The sequence below is a fragment of the Afipia sp. GW822-FHT04G07 genome, from assembly GCF_058800765.1.
Window position 1 is genome coordinate 2,158,144 of sequence record NZ_JBXAMP010000001.1, and the last position, 20,874, is coordinate 2,179,017.

General features: G+C 62.5%; 21 protein-coding genes. 9 read left to right on the top strand and 12 right to left on the bottom strand.

Translation table 11 applies throughout. The features are described 5' to 3' along the window. Positions 1-70 precede the first annotated feature (70 nt). From AC1RKJ_RS10605 to cysG, 9 genes are all read right to left on the bottom strand, one after another. Complete coding sequence (locus tag AC1RKJ_RS10605) at positions 71-1,120, bottom strand: sulfate/molybdate ABC transporter ATP-binding protein (protein WP_492790918.1); 1,050 nt, start codon at positions 1,118-1,120, stop codon at positions 71-73. Continuing rightward, positions 1,110-1,973, bottom strand: coding sequence for a sulfate ABC transporter permease subunit CysW (gene cysW / locus AC1RKJ_RS10610; RefSeq protein WP_492790919.1), 864 nt, complete (start codon positions 1,971-1,973; stop codon positions 1,110-1,112). Before cysW (AC1RKJ_RS10610) ends, AC1RKJ_RS10605 begins: the two co-directional genes overlap by 11 nt. A 6-nt stretch (positions 1,974-1,979) precedes the next feature. After that, positions 1,980-2,822, bottom strand: coding sequence for a sulfate ABC transporter permease subunit CysT (gene cysT, locus AC1RKJ_RS10615; RefSeq protein WP_492790921.1), 843 nt, complete (start codon positions 2,820-2,822; stop codon positions 1,980-1,982). Between the two features lie 26 nt (positions 2,823-2,848). Beyond that, positions 2,849-3,838, bottom strand: a complete 990-nt coding sequence (locus tag AC1RKJ_RS10620) for a sulfate ABC transporter substrate-binding protein (RefSeq protein ID WP_492790922.1) — start codon at positions 3,836-3,838, stop codon at positions 2,849-2,851. Between the two features lie 185 nt (positions 3,839-4,023). Then, positions 4,024-4,773 carry a phosphoadenylyl-sulfate reductase gene (locus tag AC1RKJ_RS10625; RefSeq protein WP_492790923.1) on the bottom strand — a complete coding sequence of 250 codons (750 nt, stop codon included), beginning with the start codon at positions 4,771-4,773 and terminating at the stop codon, positions 4,024-4,026. After that, positions 4,770-5,294, bottom strand: coding sequence for a DUF934 domain-containing protein (locus tag AC1RKJ_RS10630; protein WP_492790924.1), 525 nt, complete (start codon positions 5,292-5,294; stop codon positions 4,770-4,772). Before AC1RKJ_RS10630 ends, AC1RKJ_RS10625 begins: the two co-directional genes overlap by 4 nt. Continuing rightward, positions 5,281-6,936, bottom strand: a complete 1,656-nt coding sequence (locus tag AC1RKJ_RS10635; protein ID WP_492790926.1) for a nitrite/sulfite reductase — start codon at positions 6,934-6,936, stop codon at positions 5,281-5,283. Before AC1RKJ_RS10635 ends, AC1RKJ_RS10630 begins: the two co-directional genes overlap by 14 nt. Before the next feature lie 11 nt (positions 6,937-6,947). Beyond that, entirely contained in the window at positions 6,948-7,262 is a 315-nt protein-coding gene (locus AC1RKJ_RS10640; protein ID WP_492790927.1) for a DUF2849 domain-containing protein, read from the bottom strand. After that, entirely contained in the window at positions 7,259-8,698 is a 1,440-nt protein-coding gene (gene cysG / locus AC1RKJ_RS10645; RefSeq protein ID WP_492790928.1) for a siroheme synthase CysG, read from the bottom strand. Before cysG ends, AC1RKJ_RS10640 begins: the two co-directional genes overlap by 4 nt. A gap of 335 nt (positions 8,699-9,033) precedes the next feature. Between cysG and cysD the strand changes: the two genes are divergently transcribed. The 7 genes from cysD to AC1RKJ_RS10680 all read left to right on the top strand — a co-directional run bounded on the left by cysD (position 9,034) and on the right by AC1RKJ_RS10680 (position 17,389). After that, the gene (gene cysD, locus AC1RKJ_RS10650) at positions 9,034-9,828 is read left to right on the top strand and encodes a sulfate adenylyltransferase subunit CysD (protein ID WP_492792705.1); all 795 of its coding nucleotides are present in this window, start codon (positions 9,034-9,036) and stop codon (positions 9,826-9,828) included. Positions 9,829-9,846: 18 nt separating this feature from the next. Then, positions 9,847-11,763 carry an adenylyl-sulfate kinase gene (cysC, locus tag AC1RKJ_RS10655; protein WP_492790929.1) on the top strand — a complete coding sequence of 639 codons (1,917 nt, stop codon included), beginning with the start codon at positions 9,847-9,849 and terminating at the stop codon, positions 11,761-11,763. A gap of 29 nt (positions 11,764-11,792) precedes the next feature. Continuing rightward, entirely contained in the window at positions 11,793-12,797 is a 1,005-nt protein-coding gene (cysP, locus tag AC1RKJ_RS10660; protein WP_492790930.1) for a thiosulfate ABC transporter substrate-binding protein CysP, read from the top strand. A 161-nt stretch (positions 12,798-12,958) separates the two neighbouring features. After that, complete coding sequence (cysT, locus tag AC1RKJ_RS10665) at positions 12,959-13,786, top strand: sulfate ABC transporter permease subunit CysT (RefSeq protein WP_492790931.1); 828 nt, start codon at positions 12,959-12,961, stop codon at positions 13,784-13,786. Further along, positions 13,786-14,664, top strand: coding sequence for a sulfate ABC transporter permease subunit CysW (cysW, locus tag AC1RKJ_RS10670; protein WP_492790932.1), 879 nt, complete (start codon positions 13,786-13,788; stop codon positions 14,662-14,664). The genes cysT (AC1RKJ_RS10665) and cysW (AC1RKJ_RS10670) overlap by 1 nt, the downstream gene beginning before the upstream one ends. Positions 14,665-14,858: 194 nt before the next feature. After that, positions 14,859-17,021 (top strand): malate synthase G, encoded by a 2,163-nt coding sequence (locus AC1RKJ_RS10675; RefSeq protein WP_492790933.1) that lies wholly within the window; start codon positions 14,859-14,861, stop codon positions 17,019-17,021. A 167-nt stretch (positions 17,022-17,188) separates the two neighbouring features. Continuing rightward, entirely contained in the window at positions 17,189-17,389 is a 201-nt protein-coding gene (locus AC1RKJ_RS10680; RefSeq protein WP_019199909.1) for a CsbD family protein, read from the top strand. Between the two features lie 96 nt (positions 17,390-17,485). On the opposite strand, the gene AC1RKJ_RS10685 is transcribed toward AC1RKJ_RS10680, so the two are convergent. The 3 genes from AC1RKJ_RS10685 to AC1RKJ_RS10695 form a co-directional block, all read right to left on the bottom strand. After that, a complete protein-coding gene (locus AC1RKJ_RS10685; protein ID WP_492790934.1) occupies positions 17,486-17,647 on the bottom strand; it encodes a Thivi_2564 family membrane protein in 162 nt (53 codons plus the stop codon). A gap of 103 nt (positions 17,648-17,750) precedes the next feature. Then, the gene (locus tag AC1RKJ_RS10690; RefSeq protein ID WP_492790935.1) at positions 17,751-18,440 is read right to left on the bottom strand and encodes a DUF2865 domain-containing protein; all 690 of its coding nucleotides are present in this window, start codon (positions 18,438-18,440) and stop codon (positions 17,751-17,753) included. Positions 18,441-18,512: 72 nt separating this feature from the next. After that, entirely contained in the window at positions 18,513-19,319 is an 807-nt protein-coding gene (locus AC1RKJ_RS10695; RefSeq protein WP_492790936.1) for a L,D-transpeptidase, read from the bottom strand. 224 nt (positions 19,320-19,543) lie between these two features. On the opposite strand from AC1RKJ_RS10695, the gene AC1RKJ_RS10700 reads away from it, so the two are divergent. Together AC1RKJ_RS10700 and AC1RKJ_RS10705 are read left to right on the top strand one after the other, a co-directional pair. Next, entirely contained in the window at positions 19,544-19,702 is a 159-nt protein-coding gene (locus tag AC1RKJ_RS10700) for a DUF3309 family protein (protein ID WP_492790937.1), read from the top strand. Between the two features lie 2 nt (positions 19,703-19,704). Beyond that, positions 19,705-20,823 (top strand): AI-2E family transporter, encoded by a 1,119-nt coding sequence (locus tag AC1RKJ_RS10705; RefSeq protein ID WP_492790938.1) that lies wholly within the window; start codon positions 19,705-19,707, stop codon positions 20,821-20,823. Positions 20,824-20,874 lie beyond the last annotated feature (51 nt).

Here is a 20,874-nt window from a genome sequence, read left to right on the forward strand (position 1 = left end):
AGGGGAACCAGACAAGGCTGCAACCACGATGCGCTTCCTCTCCCCGTCAGAACGGGGAGAGGTGAAGAACTTACGACTGCGCGGGAAACAGCCGATAGCGCCGGGGCTGGAGGCTGACCACGTCGCCGGGCTTGAGATCGCGGTCGCGCGGCGCGTCGATCTCGATGAGCGTCTCGTTCGCGCCGTTATGCAGGACCACGTCGGCGCGCTGGGTCGGGCCGAACGCCCGCACATGCTTGACGTCGCCCTCGAGAATGCCGCTGCCGCTCGGCACGATCGACACATCATGACGGCGGATGAACAGATTCGATGGACCCGATACGGCGTCGCGCGGCTCGATGTTGAGCACCTTGTCCCCGAGACGCACCTTGCCATCCGAGACCTGCACCGGCAGCACGATGGATTCGCCGATGAAGCCGTGAACGAAGGCGGTCGCCGGATTGTCGTAAACGTCACCGGGCGTGCCGATCTGTTCGATCTTGCCCTTGTCCATCACCACCACGCGGTTGGCGACTTCGAGCGCTTCTTCCTGATCGTGGGTGACGAAAATCGACGTCACATGAATCTCGTCATGAAGCTGGCGCAGCCAGCGGCGCAATTCCTTGCGCACCTTGGCGTCAAGCGCGCCGAACGGCTCATCCAGCAGCAGGATGCGCGGCTCGATGGCAAGCGCACGCGCAAGCGCGATGCGCTGGCGCTGGCCGCCGGACAACTGGCTCGGATAGCGATCCGCCAGCCAGTCGAGCTGCACGAGATCGAGCAGTTCCTTCACGCGCTTCCTGATGTGCGCCTCGTCCTTGCGGATGGCGCGCGGCTGCACCCGCAGGCCGAACGCGACATTCTCGAACACGCTCATATGGCGGAACAGCGCGTAATGCTGGAACACGAAGCCGACATGACGCTCACCGGCGCCGCGCTCCAGCGCGTTCTCGCCGTCGAAAATCACCGAGCCTTCATCGGGCCAGTCGAGGCCGGCGATGATGCGCAGCAGCGAGGTCTTGCCGGAGCCCGACGGGCCCAGCAGCGCCACCAGTTCGCCGGTGGCGACCTTGAGATCGACATGGTCGAGCGCGGCGAAAGAGCCGAACTTTTTCACGATGTTGCGGACTTCAATCGTCACTTGCGGTCTGTCCTTCTTCGAGATGGCTTTCGAGAACGGTCTTCACGATCAGCGTCACCAGCGCCAGGAATGCCAGCAGCGACGCGATCGCGAACGAAGCCACGAACTGGTACTCATTGTACAGGATTTCGACCAGCAGCGGCATGGTGTTGGTTTCGCCGCGGATATGGCCGGATACCACCGAAACCGCGCCGAATTCGCCCATGGCGCGGGCATTGCACAGCAGAACGCCATACAGGATGCCCCATTTGATGTTCGGGATGGTCACGCGCAGGAAGGTGCGCAGGCCGGATGCGCCGAGCGAAATCGCCGCCTCCTCTTCCTGCGTGCCCTGCTCCTGCATCAGCGGGATCAATTCGCGCGCCACGAACGGGAATGTCACGAAGGTGGTCGCCAGCGCGATGCCGGGCACCGCGAACAGGATCTGCACATTGTTGGCGATCAGCCATGTGCCGAAATAGCCCTGCGCGCCGAACAGCAGCACGAACACCAGACCCGAGATCACCGGGCTGACCGAGAACGGCAGGTCGATAAGGGTAATCAGGAAGACCTTGCCGCGGAATTCAAACTTGGCAATCGCCCAGGCCGCGATCACGCCGAACACAAGATTGAGTCCGACGGAGATCACCGCGACGGTCAGCGTCAGCCGGATCGCGGACAATGCTTCAGGCTCGGCGAGCGCACCGAGATATGTCGCGACGCCCCGCGAAAAAGCTTCGGTGAACACCACCACCAGCGGCAGCACCACGAAGACCGTCAGAAACGCAATCGCGATGGTGATGAGAATCCAGCGAACCCAGGCAGGTTCGGTCCTGACCTGATACGCGGGCGCGGTGGGGCGTGTGGTGACCATGACCGCTCAGACCTGAACCGCGACGCCGCGCGTCTGCGCCCAGCGTTGAATGCGGTTGATGGTGAAAATGATGAGAAACGACACGACCAGCATGATGACCGCAATCGCGGTCGCGTCCGCGTATCGAAACTCCGACAGCCGGATCACGATCAGCAGCGGCGCGATTTCAGAGACGTTCGGCAGGTTGCCGGCGATGAAGATCACCGAGCCGTATTCACCGACAGCGCGCGCGAAGGCGAGCGCAAAGCCGGTCAGGATCGCCGGCGTGAGGCTGGGCACGATCACCTTGGTGATGATGTCCCAGCGCGACGCGCCGAGACTGGCCGCGGCTTCCTCAACCTCCACTTCCAGATCGAGCAGCACCGGCTGAACCGTGCGCACCACGAACGGGAAGCCGATGAAGATCATCGCGATAAAAATTCCGATCGGCGTGAACGCGACCTTGATGCCCATTTCAGCCAGCGGCGCGCCGAGCCAGCCCTTCTGCGCGAACAGCGCCGTCAGCGCCACGCCCGCGACCGCGGTCGGCAGCGCGAACGGAATATCGACGATGGCATCGAAAATCCGCCGGCCGGGAAAACGATAACGCACCAGCACCCACACGATCACCATGCCCATCACGAGATTGACGATGGCGGCGAGGAACGCGAGGCCGAAGGAAATCTTCAGCGCGTTCAGCGTGCGGCGGCTGGTGAGGATGTCCCAGAACTGAAAGAGGCTGAGTTCGGCGGTCTTCAGGAAAAGACCCGCGAGCGGAATCAGGATGATGATCGACAGCCATGTCAGCGTCAGTCCCATGGTGAGACCAAAGCCCGGCAGTGCCCGTCGTCGTCCTGTTCCTCCGCTCACGATGCCCCCATCAATCCGCGTTCAGATCAGTTCTTGTAGATCTGATCAAAAACGCCGCCTTCGCCGAAGTGTTCCTTCTGCGCCTTGGTCCAGCCGCCGAACACATCGTCGATGGTGAAAAGGTCAACCTTTGCAAAGGAGGCCTCGTACTTCTTGGCCACTTCCGGATCACGCGGGCGATAGGAATTGCGCGCCGCAATGTCCTGGCCTTCCTTGGTGTACCAGTACTTCAGGTATGCCTCGGCGGCAGCACGGGTGCCCTTCTTGTCGACGACCGTATCGACAATGGTGACGGGAGGTTCGGCGAGGATCGACAGCGGCGGCGCCACGATCTCGAACTTGTCCTTGCCGAATTCCTTCACGGCGAGAAACGCCTCGTTTTCCCATGCCAGCAGCACGTCGCCGACGCCGCGCTCCACGAAGGTCACGGTCGAGCCGCGCGCGCCGGTGTCCAGCACCGGGACGTTCTTGAAGACATCGCCAACGAATTTCTTGGCCTTGTCCTCGGAGCCGTACTTCTTCAGCGCATAACCCCAGGCCGCGAGGTAATTCCAGCGTGCGCCGCCCGAGGTTTTCGGATTCGGCGTGATCACCTGAACGCCGTTCTTGATCAGGTCGTCCCAGTCCTTGATGCCCTTCGGATTTCCCTTGCGGACCAGAAACACGATGGTCGAGGTGTAAGGCGACGAATTCTGCGTCAGGCGCTTCTGCCAGTCCTTGTTGACGAGACCCTTGTTGGCAATCGCGTCGATGTCGTAGGCGAGCGCCAGCGTCACCACGTCCGCCTGCAGGCCGTCGATCACCGAGCGCGCCTGCGAGCCCGAGCCGCCATGCGACTGCTTGATCTCGATGCTCTTGCCGGTGTCCTTCTGATAGGCGACGGCGAAAGCCTTGTTGAATTCAGCATAAAGCTCGCGCGTCGGATCATACGACACGTTGAGCAGCGAGACATCCGCGGCGAGCGCTGAGCCCGCCCACAGGACGCCTGCAAGGACGATTAAACTACGGCGAACCATTTCAATCTCCATTCGAACTGACGACATCATCGCCATCAGGGAAGGCGTGAAACTCTGGAACTCGCGTGGTTCTGTCAACGAAACCGGATTTCGTTCTTTGCAAACTTATGGAACGAACGTTCTATGAAAGCGCGCTTCGCAAGCATGCAAGATTTTACAGAAATATTTTATGACGCTTTGGTCATTTACGAAGTCTTGGTGACGTGAATTCCGCATTCCGTCTTGCCTCTGTCGCGCCAGCGGCCGGCGCGCGGGTCTTCGCCGGGCAACGTCCGGCTCGTGCATGGCATACACCCGATCGAGGTGAAGCCGGATGCGACCAATGGATGCGGCGGAAGATTCATCGAAGCATACAGCGCCTTCAGTTCATCCAGCGACACATTCGCCAGCGGATTGAACTTCAGCCGCTCGCCGTCGGCTTCGACAACGGGAATGGCGGCGCGGTCGCCGCCCTGAAAACGCTTGCGGCCGTTGATCCATGCGTCGAACGGCTTGAGCGCGCGCGCCAGCGGCTCGACCTTGCGGATGAAGCAGCACTGATCTGGATTCGAGAACCACAGGTCGCGGTCCTTGTCCTCGCGTTCAAGCGTATCGGGCAACGGATGAATCGTGCGCACGTCGGTGAGACCGAGCAGCCCCGTCAGCGTGTCGCGATAGGCCAGCGTTTCCTCGAACAGCCAGCCGGTATCGAGAAACACCACCGGGATCGCGGGATCGACATCCGCCGCGATCTTCAGCAGCGCCGCCGACTCGGTGCCGAACGACGACACCACGGCAAGCTTGTCTCGGCCGACTTTCCTGATTGCGGCTGCGATGATCTCCGCCGGCGACGCATTGGCCAGCGCCCGATCGAGTTCGGCGGCCTCCGTCACGATCAGCGACGACGACGGATTTGCAGGAGCCTGCGACAGAAAGGACGGGGCGGCGGTACTCATGATCCAGCACCTTCCGACATGTGCATCAGACGCCGCCGGAACGCCGGAATGCGGCCGTCGCCAACGGGCTGATAGAACACGGAGTAACGATGCGCGACATCGGTGAATGCCTTCGCGTCGCTGTCCTTTTTCACCTCGAACGCATCGAAGCCGGCGCGCATCATGAACACGAACTGGTCGCGCAGGACCTGACCTGTGGCGCGCAACTCGCCACGGTAGCCATGACGCTCGCGCAGCAGACGGGCCTGCGTGTAGGCGCGCCCGTCGCGAAAAATCGGAAACACCAGTCCGACCGCAGCCAGCCTGCCGAGATACGGCACCAGATCGTCCACATCCCGGTTGTTCGGCCAGATCACGCCGGTCTTCACGTTGTCCTTGCCGCCTCGCGACAATGCCGCTTCAGGATCGGCAAGAAAGCGCGTCGCAGAGAACAGCACCGCACCATCGGCGGGAATCTCCGCGTCGTCGTCGAGATGCAGAAATTCGTCTGCGACGATGGCATTGCCCTTAACGAGTGGCATAGACGCGCTCCTTGAATGGCGCCACGCCAAGACGCTTCACCGCATCGACAAACAGCTCGTCGGGCCGCTGGCGCAGCGCCAGATAGGCCTCGACAATATCCTCGATAACATCGGCCACCTGATCGTAGGGCACTGCCGGACCAACCAGCGTGCCGAGCTCGGCATGCTCGTCGGCGCGGCCGCCGATCGTGATCTGGTAGAATTCCTCGCCGTTCTTCTCGACGCCGAGAATGCCGATGTGGCCAACATGATGATGGCCGCAGGCGTTGATGCAGCCGGAAATGTTGATGTGCAACCGGCCAATGAGATTCGCCGTATCGGGATTGGCGAAGCGCCGCGTCAGTTCCTGCGCGATCGGAATCGAGCGCGCATTGGCGAGCGAGCAATAGTCGAGGCCCGGGCACGCAATGATGTCGGAGACCAGATTGACGTTCGGCGTTGCGACGCCGGCCAGATCGAGCGCGCGCCACAGCGCCGGCAGGTCGCGCTTGGCGACATGCGGCAGCGCCAGATTCTGCTCATGGCCGACCCTGATCTCGCCGAACGAATACTTGTCCGCGAGATCCGCGATCTGGTCCATCTGCTTGGCCGACGCATCACCCGGCGTTCCGCCGACCGGCTTCAGCGAGAGGGTGACGATCGCATATCCCGGCACCTTGTGGGGCGCGACGGAATTCTTGTGCCAGGCCGCGAAGTTCGGATTCTGCTCGGCCTTGCGCAGTTCGTCGGGCGTGTCGGACAGCTTCTCGTAGTCCGGATACTTGAAGCGCGAGCGGATTTCCTCGACTTCCGATGGGTCGAGCGCCAGCACGCCATCGCGCACCTGACGCCACTCCTCCTCGACCTCCTGCTTGAACTTCTCGATGCCAAGCTCGTGGACGAGGATCTTGATGCGCGCCTTGTAGATGTTGTCGCGGCGTCCGTACTGGTTGTAGACGCGCAGGATCGACTCGACGTAGCTCAGGATGTCGCGGTGGCTGACGAACGGGTTGATGGTCTTGGCAAGGAACGGCGTGCGGCCAAGCCCGCCGCCCACCAGCACCTCGAAACCGACTTCGCCGGCGTCGTTCTTGTAGATGCGCAGGCCGATGTCGTGAACCTTGATCGCCGCGCGGTCATGCTCGGACGCGGTGATCGCGAACTTGAACTTGCGCGGCAGGAACGAGAATTCCGGATGCAGCGTCGAATACTGCCGGATGATCTCCGCCCAGACGCGCGGGTCTTCAATCTCGCCGGGCACGACGCCCGCCCACTGGTCCGCCGTCACGTTGCGCGTGCAGTTGCCGCTGGTCTGCATTCCGTGGATGCCGACCTCGGCCAGATCCGCCATCGCGTCGGGCAGATCGGCGAGCTTGATCCAGTGAAACTGGATGTTCTGCCGCGTGGTGAAATGGCCATAGCCGCGGTCGTACTTGCGCGCGACATGGGCCAGCGCGCGCATCTGCTTCGATGACAGCGTGCCGTAGGGAATCGCGATCCGCAGCATGTAGGCATGCAGTTGCAGATAGACGCCGTTCATCAGGCGCAGCGATTTGAATTCGTCTTCCGTCAATTCGCCGGAAAGACGACGCGCAACCTGGTCGCGGAATTCCACAACGCGTTCGTTGACAATCGTGCGGTCGAGTTCGTCGTAAGCGTACATATTGAAGCGCCTTAAGCGGAGAGCAGCAGCGGAAAGGTCACGCCCTGCTGGCGGATTTTCTCGCGCAGGTTGCCGGGCGCGATACCCTGATCTGTGACGTCGACGGGCGCGATGTAAGACCCCACCGCGCCGACATCGTCAGCAACGGACTCGGCGAGCAACGCGCGCGCCTCATCGGCGGTCCGCACAATCGCGGCGTCCGACAGGTCGACCGACCAGCCATGAGACGCCGTGCGGTAAATCACGGCGCCGTCGCCCGTCCTGTTGGCGGTGACGATGGAGGGGCCGGTGATCTTGATTTTCTTTTGTTCGAGAGGTGATGTCATTCTGCAGCCATTAAAAGTTCGGAGATGAGGTCATCGGGGGTGGTGTGTTGCAAACCCTGTGCTCGCCAGGGCGCGGAGCGGGCGACGACGTCGCCGATAATCAGAATCGCGGGACCGTTCTCGACCTGTTCGGCGAGAGACGGCAAATCATCCAGCACGCCGACCACGGCCTTGGCGTCGCGGCGCGTCGCGCGCGCGAACACGCCGACCGGCGTTTGCGGCGAGCGGCCCGCAGCAAGCAAACCTTCGCGAATGGTGGCGGCGGCCGTGATGCCCATGTAGACGACCACTGTCATTTTGGTGTCGGTCAGCGCCGACCAGTCGACGTTGCCTGCGTCCTTGGCCTTGTGCGCCGTAAGGAACGTGATGCGCAGCGCTTCCTGACGATAAGTGAGCGGCACTTCGGATTCCGCAGCAGCACCAAGGCCCGCCGTAATGCCGGGGATCACCGCATAGGCCACGCCGGCTACGCGCAAGGCGGCGATCTCTTCGCCGCCGCGCCCGAAGATAAACGGATCGCCGCCCTTGAGACGCACCGCGCGCCGGCCGGATTGCGCGGCCTCGATGAGAAGACGATGAATCGCATCCTGCCCGATGCCCGGCTTGCCGATGCGCCTGCCGACCGGCACCAACGCCGCATCGCGGCGCGCGCGGTCGAGAATTTCCGGTGAGACCAGATCGTCGTAGAAAACCACGTCGGCGTCCTGCAACGCGCGCAGCGCCTTGACCGTCAGCAGGTCCGGATCGCCCGGCCCCGCGCCGACCAGTGTGACAAGGCCTTCGCCGCCGCTGGCTGCGAACGCGACCGGATCGTGAATTGATGTCAGCTTGCGTTCTGCGTCGCCGAGCCGCCCGGCGAGAACGTCCGCGCCGATGGAGCCGTCGATCACGCGCTCCCAGAACAGGCGGCGCATCGGCATGTCGGGAAGCCGCGCCTTGATCGCGCTGCGCCACTGTCCGACGAAAGCGGCAAGATCGCCGATCCGCGCAGGCAGCAACGCCTCGATGCGTTCGCGCACACGCCGTGCGACCACAGGCGACGCGCCGCCGGTGCCGACGGCGACCACGACGTCGCCGCGATCGACAATCGCCGGGAAAATGAATGTGGAGTGCGCGACCTCGTCCATCACGTTGACGGGAATGCCGACGGCGCGCGCACGCGCGGCCATGGCGTGGCCGGTTTCACCGGCGCCCGCGCACACGATCGCAATGACATGAGAAAGATCGGCGGTCAGTGGATCGCCCGTCGCCTGTTCGATACGCGCCGCAGATGCGGAATCGAATCCCGAGACGTCGTGATTGCCGTCAGTCGCGAACCAGCGCACGCGTGCATCCGCCGCCAACAGCAGGCGTAATTTCGCCTGCGCAAACGCGCCTTCACCCACCAGAACGATGGGTCCGGCCTGCAAATCCAGGAATACCGGCAAAAACCGCATACGAAACTCCGCTTCCCCATTTGCGGGGTTGACTGGAATTATTTTCTATATATGTATCTTGCAAGCCGCGCAAAGAGAAAATTATTCCTTCTACGCTGCGCCGCAAACTTAGAATTTTGCACCACAAACACAGCGCAAAAGAGATGCATTTTCTCGTGACACATCTGGATGGCAAAGCCCTCCGTCTGAGCGTCGCTGCATCTTTTGACAGCACCGGCCTGCGGGCACTGCCTGCAACCGGGACGGAGTAATCCATGGCGAACTCTTCGGCCCCCTCGTTGGTGAACACGACCGCATCCAAATCTGCCGCACCGCTGATCACATCCACGCCGTCGATGGATCACCTCGACGAACTGGAAGCGCAGAGCATCTACATTTTCCGCGAGGCCTTCGCGCGGCTCAAGAAGCTCGCGCTGCTGTGGTCGCTCGGCAAAGATTCGAATGTGATGATCTGGCTGGCGCGCAAGGCGTTCTTCGGCAAGGTGCCGTTCCCCGCGCTGCACGTCGACACGCAGAAGAAATTTCCGGAGATGTATGCGTTCCGGGATCGCTATTCGAAGGAATGGGGTCTCGATCTCAAGGTCGATTACTGCCCGCCGATCGAGGACATCGACCCGACGCTGCCGCCGGCCGCGCGCTCCGCCGCGCGCAAGACCGAAGGCCTCAAGCTTGCACTGGCCAAATACGGCTTTGACGGACTGATCGCCGGCATCCGCCGCGACGAGGAAGCCACCCGCGCGAAAGAGCGCGTGTTCTCGCCGCGCGGCATTGAGGGCGGCTGGGACGTGCGCGATCAGCCGCCGGAATTCTGGGATCACTTCAACGCCTCGCCGCCGCAGGGCGCACACTTGCGCATTCATCCGATCCTGCATTGGACCGAGGCGGACATCTGGGCCTACACCCAGCGCGAAAACATTCCGATCATTCCGCTGTACCTGTCGAACAACGGCAAGCGTTATCGCTCGCTGGGCGATCAGGACATCACCAATCCGGTCGTGTCCAATGCCTCGAACATCGATGAAATCCTGATCGAACTGAACGCGACGAAAATTCCCGAGCGCGCCGGCCGCGCGCTTGACCATGAAACCGAAGATGCTTTCGAGCGGCTGCGCGTCGCCGGATATCTCTGACGCCAGATGGACGCCGCCATGAACATCGCTGTCACGAAGACCTCTCTCGCCACGCCGAACGGCACCACCCGTCCGCAAGTGCGCATCGTCATTGTCGGTCACGTCGATCACGGCAAGTCCACGCTGGTCGGCCGCCTGCTGCATGAAACCGGCAGCCTCCCGGACGGCAAGCTGGAAATGCTCAAGGCCGTCAGCGCGCGGCGCGGCATGCCGTTCGAATGGTCTTTCCTTCTGGACGCGCTGCAAACCGAGCGCGACCAGGGCATCACCATCGACACCACGCAGATCCGCTTCCGGACCAAATCGCGCGACGTCGTGCTGATCGACGCGCCGGGCCACGCGGAATTCCTGCGCAATATGATCACCGGCGCATCGCAGGCCGACGGCGCGGTGCTCATCATCGACGCGCTGGAAGGCGTGCGCGACCAGACACGGCGTCACGGCTATCTGCTGCATCTGCTCGGCGTCAAACAGGTCGCCGTCGTCGTCAACAAGATGGACCGCGTCGATTTCAGCGAATCTCGTTTCAAGGACATCAGCGACGAGATCACCGCGCATCTGGTCGGCCTCGGCGTCACGCCGACCGCTGTCATTCCGATTTCCGCGCGCGACGGCGACGGCGTCGCCGAGCGCACCCCGAACATCAAGTGGTACAGCGGCCCGACCGTGGTCGAGGCGCTGGACGCGCTGACGCCCGCGCGCGCGCTCGATGAATTGGCATTACGGTTGCCGGTGCAGGCGATCTACAAGTTCGACGACCGGCGCATTGTCGCGGGCCGTGTCGAATCCGGCGCCATCGGCGCCGGCGACGAAATCGTCATCATGCCCGCCGGCAAGATCGCCAAGGTGAAATCGGTCGAAGGCTGGCCGGTCACGCCGGTGTTCGGGCGGCAAGGCGCCGGACGCTCCGTCGGCATCACGCTCGACCGCGAACTGTTTCTGGAACGCGGCGACATCATCGCCCATATCGCCGCCGCGCCGCGCGACACGCGCCGCCTGCGTGCCCGCATCTTCTGGCTGCACGACGCGCCGCTGAAAGCCGGCGCATCGGTTCTGGTGCGGCTCGGCACCATGGAATCCCGCGCGACCATCGTTGCCATCGACAAGGCGGTCGATCCGGGCGAACTCGCCAGCGTCGAGACGTCTGCGATCGCGCGCAATCATGTGGGCGAAATCGACATTTCACTGGCGAAGCCTGTTGCCGCCGATCCCTATACCGAGAATTCGCGCACCGGACGTCTTGTCATCGAGGTCAACGGACGCATTGCCGGCGGCGGCCTCGTGCTGAGCGTCGATTCCGGCCAGCGCGCCGTTCCTGTCGACATCGTGCCGGTGGAATCCGCGCTGCGGCCGGACGAACGCTCCGCGCGCTACGGCCATGGCGGCGCGGTGGTCTGGCTGACGGGCCTGCCCGGCTCCGGCAAATCGACGCTGGCGCGCGCGCTGGAACGCAAGCTGTTCACGCGCGGCGGCTCACCCATCCTTCTGGACGGGGACACCGTTCGCGCAGGCCTCAACAGCGATCTCGGCTTCTCGCCCGAAAGCCGCGCCGAGAACATCCGCCGCCTCGCCGAAGTGGCGACGCATCTGGCGCGTAACGGCCACATCGCCATCGTCGCCGCCGTGTCGCCCGCCATCGACGACCGCGCCAACGCGCGGCGTATCGCCGACGACCTGTTCCGCGAGGTTTACATCGCGACGCCCGCAGAGGTTTGCGAAAGCCGCGACCCCAAGGGTCACTACGCCAAGGCGCGCGCCGGAAACCTGCCGAGCTTCACCGGCATCGCCAACGATTACCAGCCGCCCGCCAATGCCGAGCTGACCATCGATACGTCGACGCGCTCCGTCACCGAGGCCGCCGACGCGATCGAACGGCTGCTCGCAAACACCGGCGTGCTGTTCGGCGATCTCGACGATCTCGCCGCCAATATCTGAGCCATACGAATCCAGTTAGGAGAGATACTTTGCGCAAGATTCTCATCGCCCTCGCCGCCAGCGTCGGCATCGTATCCGCCGCGCAGGCGCAGACGCCGACCACGCTGCTCAACGTATCGTACGATATTTCGCGCGAACTGTTCGCAGCGATCAATCCCGAATTCGCCAAACACTGGAAGGCCAAGACCGGCCAGGACATCACCATCAACCAGTCCCATGCCGGATCGACGCGCCAGGCGCGCGCGATTCTTGAAGGGCTGGAAGCCGACGTCGTGACCTTCAATCAGGTGCCCGACGTGCAGGTGCTCGCCGACAAGGGCAAGCTGATCCCTGCCGACTGGCAGAAGCGTCTGCCGAACAATTCGTCTCCGTACTATTCGCTGCCGGCGTTCCTGGTGCGCGCTGGCAACCCGAAGAACATCAAGGACTGGGACGATCTGGTCCGCGCCGACGTCAAGGTGATCTTCCCCAACCCGAAGACCTCCGGCAACGCCAAGTACACCTATCTGGCCGCCTATGCCTACGCCAAGAGCAAGTACGACAGCGCCGAGAAGGCCGACGACTTCATCAAGAAGCTGTTCGCCAACGTTCCGGTGTTCGACACCGGCGGGCGCGGCGCGACCACGACCTTCGTCGAACGCCAGACCGGCGACGTGCTGATCACCTTCGAGGCCGAGACCAACGGCATCCGCGACATCGCCGGCAAGGACAAGTATCAGGTCGTGGTGCCATCCCAGAGCCTGCTGGCGGAATTCCCCGTCACCGTCGTCGACAAGTTTGCCGAGAAGCACGGCACGCAGGCGCTCGCCAAGGCCTATCTCGAGTATCTCTACACGCCGGAAGGCCAGACCATTCTCGCCCAGCAGTACAACCGCGTGAACGACAAGGCTGTGGCCGAGAAGTTCAAGGGCCAATTCCCGGCGGTGAAGCTCGTCACCATCGAGAAGGAATTCGGCGGCTGGGACAAGGTCAATGCAGAACACCTGAACCCCGGCGCGAAGCTGGATCAGTTGTTTGGCGGCGCGAACAAGTAAGTTCGCAGATGTAGGGTGTCATGCGCGGGCTTGACCCGCGCATCCATCCTTTGGAGACAACGCTCTAAAAAGATGGATTGCCGGGTCAAACCCGGCAATGACGGCCCAAAGCGGAACTGGTAGCAGCGCTTTGCCTGAATCTCAGAAGTGGATGATTTGATTTGCGACGCCGGGTCATCCCAGGTTTCGGATTGGCGCTGGGAACGACCGTTCTCTATCTCGGAGCAATCGTGCTGCTGCCGCTGTGCGCGCTGCTGCTGAAAGCCTCGGGCATCGGCCTCGCGCAGTTCTGGGACATCCTGTCGTCGCCGCGCACGCTGTCGGCCATTCGCGTCACCGTGACCATGGCTTTCGCCGCCACCATCTTCAACGCCATTTACGGCCTGCTGCTGGCATGGGTGCTGGCGCGGTACAGTTTCCCCGGCAAGCGCATTCTCGACGCGCTGGTCGACATTCCGTTCGCGCTGCCGACCGCGGTCGCGGGTCTCGCGCTCACCGCGCTGTTCGCCAAGAACGGCTGGTTCGGCGCGCCGCTCGACAAGATCGGAATCGCGGTCGCCTACACGCCGCTCGGCATCGCCATCGCCATGGCTTTCACCAGCATTCCCTTCGTGGTTCGGACCGTGCAGCCGGTGATCGAAGACATGGGCTCGGAGGTCGAGGAAGCCGGGCGCTCGCTCGGCGCCAACGATTTTCAGATCCTTTGGAAGATCATCTTCCCGGCGATCTTTCCGGCGTTCCTCGCCGGCTGCTCACTGTCCTTCGCGCGCAGCCTCGGCGAATTCGGCGCGGTGATCTTCATCGCAGGCAACCAGCCGATGAAGACCGAGATTGTCGCGCTGCTGACCTATATCCGGCTTGACGAATACAACTACCAGGCCGCCGCCGCGATCTCCGCGATCATGCTGCTGATGGCGTTCGCGATGCTGATCTTCACCAATCTCGTGCAGGCCTGGCATCTGCGTTACGTCGGCCGCGGAGAGGTCTGATGTCCATTGCATCGGAACGCGACAGCGAACAGGCCGAATGGATGCAGCATCCGGTCGGCGGCGGCAAGGTCACGCGGCGGATCGTGCTGTGGACCGTGCTGGTGATGACCGCGGTGTTTCTGGTGGCGCCGCTGGTGCTGATCGTGACGTCGGGGCTGTCGTCAGGTGTCGGCGTTTTCATGCGCAATCTCACCGAACCCGCGACGATGCACGCCATCGGACTGACGCTGCTGACGGCGCTGATCGTGGTGCCCATCAACATCCTGTTCGGACTGGCCGCGGCATGGACGGTGACCAAGTTCGACTTCAGGGGCAGGACGCTGCTGATCTCACTGATCGAACTGCCCTACTCGATCTCGCCGATCGTCGCCGGCGTGGCCTATCTCTTTGTCTACGGCTCGCAAGGCCTGTTCGGGCCGCTGCTTGAGTCGCTGGGCATCAAGGTGATGTTCGCGCTGCCGGCGATCTTTCTGGCGAGCCTGTTCGTCACCGCGCCCTTCGTCGCCCGCGAGCTGATTCCGCTGATGCAGGTGCAGGGCACCGACGAGGAAGAAGCCGCGGTGACGCTCGGCGCGGGCGGCTTCATCACCTTCTGGCGCGTCACGCTGCCGAACGTAAAATGGGCGGTGGTCTACGGCGCCATCCTCTGCAACGCGCGCGTGATGGGCGAATTCGGCGCGGTGACGGTGGTATCCGGCAACATTCGCGGCCAGACCACGACGCTGCCGCTTCAGATCGAACTGCTTTATCAGGACTACAATGTCGCCGGCGCGTTTGCCGCGGCGACCGTGCTGACCGCCGTGGCGCTTGTCACCATTCTGGTCAAGGTGACGCTGGAGCGGTATGGCAAGACGTCATCCGCAGGCCCCGGCCACTAGATCGGCGCTCCGCGCCTCGTCGCATCGGCCATTTGCAGGCCCGTGGTATACGTCTTTCGGACCGGGAAAGGGCCTTCTCATTGGCCCGCCTTTGGCGCTAAAACCTTCCTCACGACGCCACTTTCCGTGGCCATCATCACCTTACCTGAAGCTTCAAAACAGCGTTTGAAACGCTGTTTTCCGTGGGATTTATCATGAAACGTATCGACGCCAGCGGCCTCAAGATCGCGCCCGTTCTGTTCGACTTTATCGCCAAGGAAGCAACTCCCGACACCGGCGTTTCGCCCGATGCCTTCTGGGCCGGGCTCGCCGCCATCGTGAACGACCTCGCGCCCCGCAACCGCGAACTGCTGGCCGCGCGCGACAGGCTTCAGGCCAAGATCGACGAATGGCACAAGGCGAACAAGGGCAAGGCGTTCAACATGGACGCCTACACGGCGTTCCTGAAAGAAATCGGCTACCTGCTGCCGGAGCCCGCCGCGAAGGACGTGCAAACCGCGAACGTCGATGAAGAACTCGCGACCATGTTCGGGCCGCAACTCGTCGTGCCGCTGACCAATGCGCGTTACGCGCTGAACGCCGCCAACGCGCGCTGGGGCAGTCTCTATGACGCCCTGTATGGCACCGACGCCATCCCGCACGATGCGTCGGAGACTGGCAAGGGCTACAACAAGGCGCGCGGCGACAAGGTGATCGCCAAGGCCAAGGCGTTCCTCGATCAGGCCGCGCCGCTCGCGACCGGCAATCACAGCGACGTTACCGCCTATCACATCGAGCACGGCCAGCTCGCCGCCAAGCTCAAGAGCGGCAACGCCACCGCGCTGAAGAACAAGACCCAGCTTGTGGGCTATCAGGGCGACGCGGCCTCGCCGACCGCGATCCTGCTGGTCAACAACGGCATGCACATCGACGTGCAGATCGACCGCAGCAACACCATCGGCAAGGACGATCCCGCCGGCGTTTCCGACATGATCCTGGAATCGGCGGTCTCGACCATTCTCGACATGGAAGACTCTGTTGCGGCGGTGGACGCCGACGACAAGGTTCTGGTCTACCGCAACGTGCTCGGCCTCATGAACGGCACGCTGTCGGCGGATTTCGAGAAGGGCGGCAAGACGCTTCAGCGCAAGCTCAATGCTGACCGCGTCTACACAGCGCCGGACGGCAAGGGCAAGGTGACGCTGCACGGCCGCAGCATGATGCTGGTCCGCAACGTCGGCCATCACATGTTCACCGACGCGGTGCTCGACAGCAAGGGCGAGGAGCTTCCCGAAGGCATCCTCGACGCCGCCGTCACCGGCCTGCTTGCGCTGCATGACATCAAGGGCAAGACCAAACTCAAGAACAGCCGCAAGGGTTCGGTCTATATCGTCAAGCCGAAGATGCACGGCCCGGACGAAGTCGCGCTCACGGTCGAACTTTTCGGCCGCGTGGAAAAGGTGCTCGGCCTGCCTGCAAACACCCTCAAGGTCGGCATCATGGACGAGGAACGCCGCACCACGGTGAACCTGCAGGCCTGTATCCAGAACGCCGCGCAGCGCATCTGCTTCATCAACACGGGCTTCCTCGACCGCACCGGCGATGAGATCCATACGTCGATGGAAGCGGGCCCGATGATCCGCAAGAACGACATGAAGGCGCAGCCCTGGATCAAGGCCTATGAAGACTGGAACGTCGACACCGGTTTGGCCAACGGCCTGCCGGGTCACGCGCAGGTCGGCAAGGGCATGTGGGCGGCTCCCGACAAGATGGCCGACATGCTGGTGCAGAAGGTCGCACATCCGCAGGCCGGCGCATCGACCGCGTGGGTGCCCTCGCCCACCGCCGCGACGCTGCACGCCCTGCATTATCACCAGGTCGATGTCGGCGCGCGCCAGAAGGAACTGAAGTCACGCGCGAAGGCGAAGCTCTCCGACATCCTCACCATTCCGGTGTCGCAGTCGAACTGGGCGCCGGACGACGTCAAGCAGGAGATCGACAACAACTGTCAGGGCATCCTCGGCTATGTGGTGCGCTGGATCGATCAGGGCGTCGGCTGCTCCAAGGTGCCGGACATTCACGATGTCGGGTTGATGGAAGACCGCGCGACGCTACGCATCTCCGCGCAGCATCTCGCCAACTGGCTGCATCAGGGCGTCGTCACCAAGGATCAGGTGATGGAATCCTTAAAGCGCATGGCGGTAATCGTGGACAAGCAGAACGCCGGCGACGCGCTGTACCGGCCGATGGCACCGAAGTTCGACGGCGTCGCGTTCCAGGCCGCCTGCGACCTGATCTTCAAGGGCCGCGAGCAGCCGAACGGCTACACCGAGTTCATCCTGCACGCACGCCGCAAGGAAGCGAAGGCGGCGGGCTGATCTACCGGTGAATTGAAGTGATACGAAAACCCCGGCGCATGCGCCGGGGTTTTTGATTCAAATGGTTATCGTTGCCCTCTATCGAATGACGCCACTTCGCCGCAGTTCCGGCAGGAACGATCGCATCGTCCCATCGTTATCGGGCATTCCAACACAGGAGGAAGCCGATGGACTGGAACCGCGTTGAAGGGAACTGGAAACAATTCAAGGGCGCTGCGAAGGAAAAATGGGGCAAGCTCACCGATGACGATCTCGACGTCATCGAAGGCCGCCGAGAGCAGCTCGAAGGCAAGCTCCAGCAGCGTTATGGCTTCGCCAAGGATCAGATCCACAAGGACGTGGACGACTGGTTCAAGACGCTGAAGTAGCGAGACGCAAAATCAAAGTGCGTCGTTCCAAAACAAAAGCCCCGGCGCAATGCCGGGGCTTTTTTCGTACAGGCCTTCGCTCGAATCCGGCGCGGCCTAGAACACCGCCAAAACTCTCAACAGCGAGATGATGCCAATGATGATGACGATAACGCGGACGATCTGCTTGGCGCGACCATCGATCGGAAGCAAATTGACCAGATAAAGAACAAGAATGACGACGAGAAATGTGATCAGCGCGCTGATAAGCAAAGACATGGTGACCCCTCATGAAATCGGTTCGACAGGGTCACGAGACAGCATCCCGCATCCCTCCTCACCAACGATCCCATTCAGGATTGGTTCCGTTTCTGGAACAGCGTTATTGCGAGACCGACGACACCCGCTCGTACTGCGCACGCACAGACTTCGGCGCGGGCGAGAAATTGAGCGCCGCGCTGCGGTTCTTCTTGCTGCCGCCAGCGACCATCAAACCGTTCGGACCGGCAACAATGTCACCCTTGCGCAAGGTCGGATCGTCCTCGACGTCGATCCTGGCGAGCCCCGCAGAATCCTTGCCGTTGCAGGTGCAGCCGGCGACAAGCTCGGTGCGATACTTGAATGCGTTCGGCAATGCCGAATACGGCTTGCCGCTTTCGGTCGCCGCGTTATCGATATCTCTGCCCAGCACCACCTTGGTGTCGCTGGCCGGACAGAAACTCTTGCACGCCTCGGCGCGGCTCTGGCCGCCTGTCGCCGGCAATGGGAAGTAGCGGCCATCGCAGGTCCGCACGCAATAGGCCGAGCCTCCGCCGCTGTAACGTCCGCCGTAGATGTTTACGCGCCTCGACGGCGCGGGGGCCTCACCAGGATCAGCCGCGTAACCGAACGACTGATGGGGAGACGCCCGGTCGTTGCAACCGCCGAAGAGGGCCGCGAACGGATCGCACGCCGATGCGGTCGACGCCGACAGACAGCCGACAACAACGATGATTGCAAAAGCAAAGCATCCGGAAGCGACGGAGCGCGCTGACTTGAACGAAGCTGATATGGACTGAGTTGACTTACGCATCGTGAACCTCTTGGCGGGCACTTATGCCTCAACTGGCGGACACCTCGTTAAGCAGCACTTCCAAACAGGTGTTTAATATAATCCCGACATCCGGATGTTTTGTGACATCCGCCGGTCGGGCCGCGCGTTCGGTGAATTTTCATTGCTACGATGAATGGCCTTTGCCTCAATTTGCACCGATCTCGTCTTCGGCCACACCACAACCTTCGTGCCGACGGTGACGCGGCTGGCCAGATCCTGCACATCCTCATTGGTCAGACGGATGCAGCCGCTGGAGACGAACTTGCCGATGGTCGACGGATCGTTGGTGCCGTGAATGCGATAAGTGCTGGAGCCGAGATACATCGCGGCGGCGCCCAGCGGATTTCCCGGACCGCCTGCCACGAACCGCGGCAGGTAAGGCTGGCGCGCGATCATCTCCGTCGGCGGCGTCCAGTCCGGCCACGAGGCCTTGCGCGAAACCGTTTGTACGCCCGACCATGTGAAGCCCTCACGGCCAACGCCGACGCCGTAGCGGATAGCGCGGCCCGGCCCGAGCACATAGTAAAGCGTGGTGTTGCCGGTATCGATCACGATGGTGCCGGGCGCTTCGCGGCTCTCGAACGAGACGACCTTGCGCTGAAGACGCTCAGGCAGAATTGCCGACCCGTCTCCCTCGTCCTCGGTCACGCCGGGCTGTGGCAGCGCCTGCCGATCCGACCAGAACGAGCCCTGAGCATTCAGGCTTTGGGAATCTCCAGCATAGCCAAGCGTTTGAGCAGCCAGCGGAGTCGCCAGCGCGACCGGAAGAACGATCGCCGCCACCGCGAAGCCGAGAAGAGACTGGGGGAAAATACGGAATGAAGAACTGCGAGACGCCGCTTGCGCTGAATGACTCATGACCAGCCCCCGTTTTTACAATCGCACCCGGTGAGTGCGGATACAGAGCGAACGCCGTCCTGCGTCATTTGGTTCCCGCGCCGGCCCTGCAACACGAATTTGTCTGGCTGGCATCGGGCTGCGTTTAAGTCCGGACGGCGGAACCTTGGGACCCTCCGACGGTTAGCGGTGCCGGAAGCCGGCGCACGGTAGGCGGCTGGCCAAGCACGTTGAGGATCATTGCCATGTCACTTGGGACCATTCTCGTCATCATTCTGATTTTGATATTGCTCGGCGTCATTCCAAGCTGGGGCTACAGCGGGAGCTGGGGTTACGGCCCATCCGGCATCGTCGGCACCATCCTTGTGATCGTTGTCATTCTCCTGCTGCTCGGCAGAATCTGACAATGGCCGAGGTGCGCCGCGAGGTGCACGCTGCGAAAAGTCCGGAGGTGAAATCATCTCCAGACGAGCGAAAAAGCGAGCGACCTCCGACCGTTCGACGGGCCGATGTCGTTTCCTTTTCGCTGGTGGCATTGCTGATCATCGCCCTCGTCGCCGTGCTGTATTTTGCGCGCGCGTTCTTCCTGCCTACCGTCACGGCGCTTGTAATCGGCACGATGCTGTCTCCCGCCGCGAAGGTTCTGGAACGCTACGGCATTCCCCGCTCCATCTCGGCGGTCCTGATCGTCTCCGCGACCTTCGCGGGGATCGTCTTCATGGTCGCGCTGATTTCCGCGCCCCTGATGGAATGGACGGCGCGGCTGCCCGAGCTTGGACCGCAACTGAAGGACAAGTTTCACGTCTTCGACCGGCCGATCGCGCTCTGGCACCAACTGCAAGGCCTGTTCGGAGCGGCTCCGGCGGGCGAGACGGGCTTTTCATTTCCGAAAGTCGAATGGGTGCAGCCGACGCTCGAATTCCTGTCGCCGACGTTCACCGAGATCCTGTTGTTTTTCGCGGTTCTCGTGCTGTTCATCGCAAGCTGGCCGGACCTGCGCCGCGCGCTCGTGCTCAATTTCACCGACCATGATGCCCGGCTGCGCGCGCTGCGCATCCTGAACGAGATCGAGAGCAACCTCGGCGGCTATCTCCTGACGGTCACGCTGATCAACATGGGGCTCGGGGTTGCCACCGGATTGATTTGCGCCGTGACGGGAATGCCGAACCCCGCCGGTCTCGGCGCGCTCGCCGCGACGCTGAATTACATTCCGATCATCGGCCCGATCGTCACATTCGCCGTACTGGCGGTTGTCGGCATCATCACGTCGTCGACGCTGGGTGCAGGTCTCATGGCCGCCGCCGGTTTTGGCGCCGTGGCCTTTATTGAGGGCCATTTCATCACGCCAACGATTATCGGACGACGGCTCGAGCTGAACGCGCTCGCCGTGTTCGTCACCCTCGCCTTCTGGACGTGGCTATGGGGACCGATGGGCGCGTTTCTGTCATCGCCGCTTCTCATCGTCGGGCTGGTCCTCAAGGAGCACCTGATGCCGGTCCAGGATACGCGGCTGCCCGACGAATGAGCAGCGATGGAACCTTCACATCCACCGGACGTTTCTGATCACACAAGCGGT

Bases quoted from the DNA above. Each gene is read 5' to 3' on its own strand.
- cysW (WP_492790919.1), bottom strand. From the start codon at position 1,973: ATGGTCACCACACGCCCCACCGCGCCCGCGTATCAGGTCAGGACCGAA.
- AC1RKJ_RS10620 (WP_492790922.1), bottom strand. From the start codon at position 3,838: ATGGTTCGCCGTAGTTTAATCGTCCTTGCAGGCGTCCTGTGGGCGGGC.
- AC1RKJ_RS10625 (WP_492790923.1), bottom strand. From the start codon at position 4,773: ATGAGTACCGCCGCCCCGTCCTTTCTGTCGCAGGCTCCTGCAAATCCG.
- AC1RKJ_RS10630 (WP_492790924.1), bottom strand. From the start codon at position 5,294: ATGCCACTCGTTAAGGGCAATGCCATCGTCGCAGACGAATTTCTGCAT.
- AC1RKJ_RS10635 (WP_492790926.1), bottom strand. From the start codon at position 6,936: ATGTACGCTTACGACGAACTCGACCGCACGATTGTCAACGAACGCGTT.
- AC1RKJ_RS10640 (WP_492790927.1), bottom strand. From the start codon at position 7,262: ATGACATCACCTCTCGAACAAAAGAAAATCAAGATCACCGGCCCCTCC.
- cysG (WP_492790928.1), bottom strand. From the start codon at position 8,698: ATGCGGTTTTTGCCGGTATTCCTGGATTTGCAGGCCGGACCCATCGTT.
- cysD (WP_492792705.1), top strand. From the start codon at position 9,034: ATGGATCACCTCGACGAACTGGAAGCGCAGAGCATCTACATTTTCCGC.
- cysC (WP_492790929.1), top strand. From the start codon at position 9,847: ATGAACATCGCTGTCACGAAGACCTCTCTCGCCACGCCGAACGGCACC.
- cysW (WP_492790932.1), top strand. From the start codon at position 13,786: ATGTCCATTGCATCGGAACGCGACAGCGAACAGGCCGAATGGATGCAG.
- AC1RKJ_RS10675 (WP_492790933.1), top strand. From the start codon at position 14,859: ATGAAACGTATCGACGCCAGCGGCCTCAAGATCGCGCCCGTTCTGTTC.
- AC1RKJ_RS10680 (WP_019199909.1), top strand. From the start codon at position 17,189: ATGGACTGGAACCGCGTTGAAGGGAACTGGAAACAATTCAAGGGCGCT.
- AC1RKJ_RS10685 (WP_492790934.1), bottom strand. From the start codon at position 17,647: ATGTCTTTGCTTATCAGCGCGCTGATCACATTTCTCGTCGTCATTCTT.
- AC1RKJ_RS10690 (WP_492790935.1), bottom strand. From the start codon at position 18,440: ATGCGTAAGTCAACTCAGTCCATATCAGCTTCGTTCAAGTCAGCGCGC.
- AC1RKJ_RS10695 (WP_492790936.1), bottom strand. From the start codon at position 19,319: ATGAGTCATTCAGCGCAAGCGGCGTCTCGCAGTTCTTCATTCCGTATT.
- AC1RKJ_RS10700 (WP_492790937.1), top strand. From the start codon at position 19,544: ATGTCACTTGGGACCATTCTCGTCATCATTCTGATTTTGATATTGCTC.
- AC1RKJ_RS10705 (WP_492790938.1), top strand. From the start codon at position 19,705: ATGGCCGAGGTGCGCCGCGAGGTGCACGCTGCGAAAAGTCCGGAGGTG.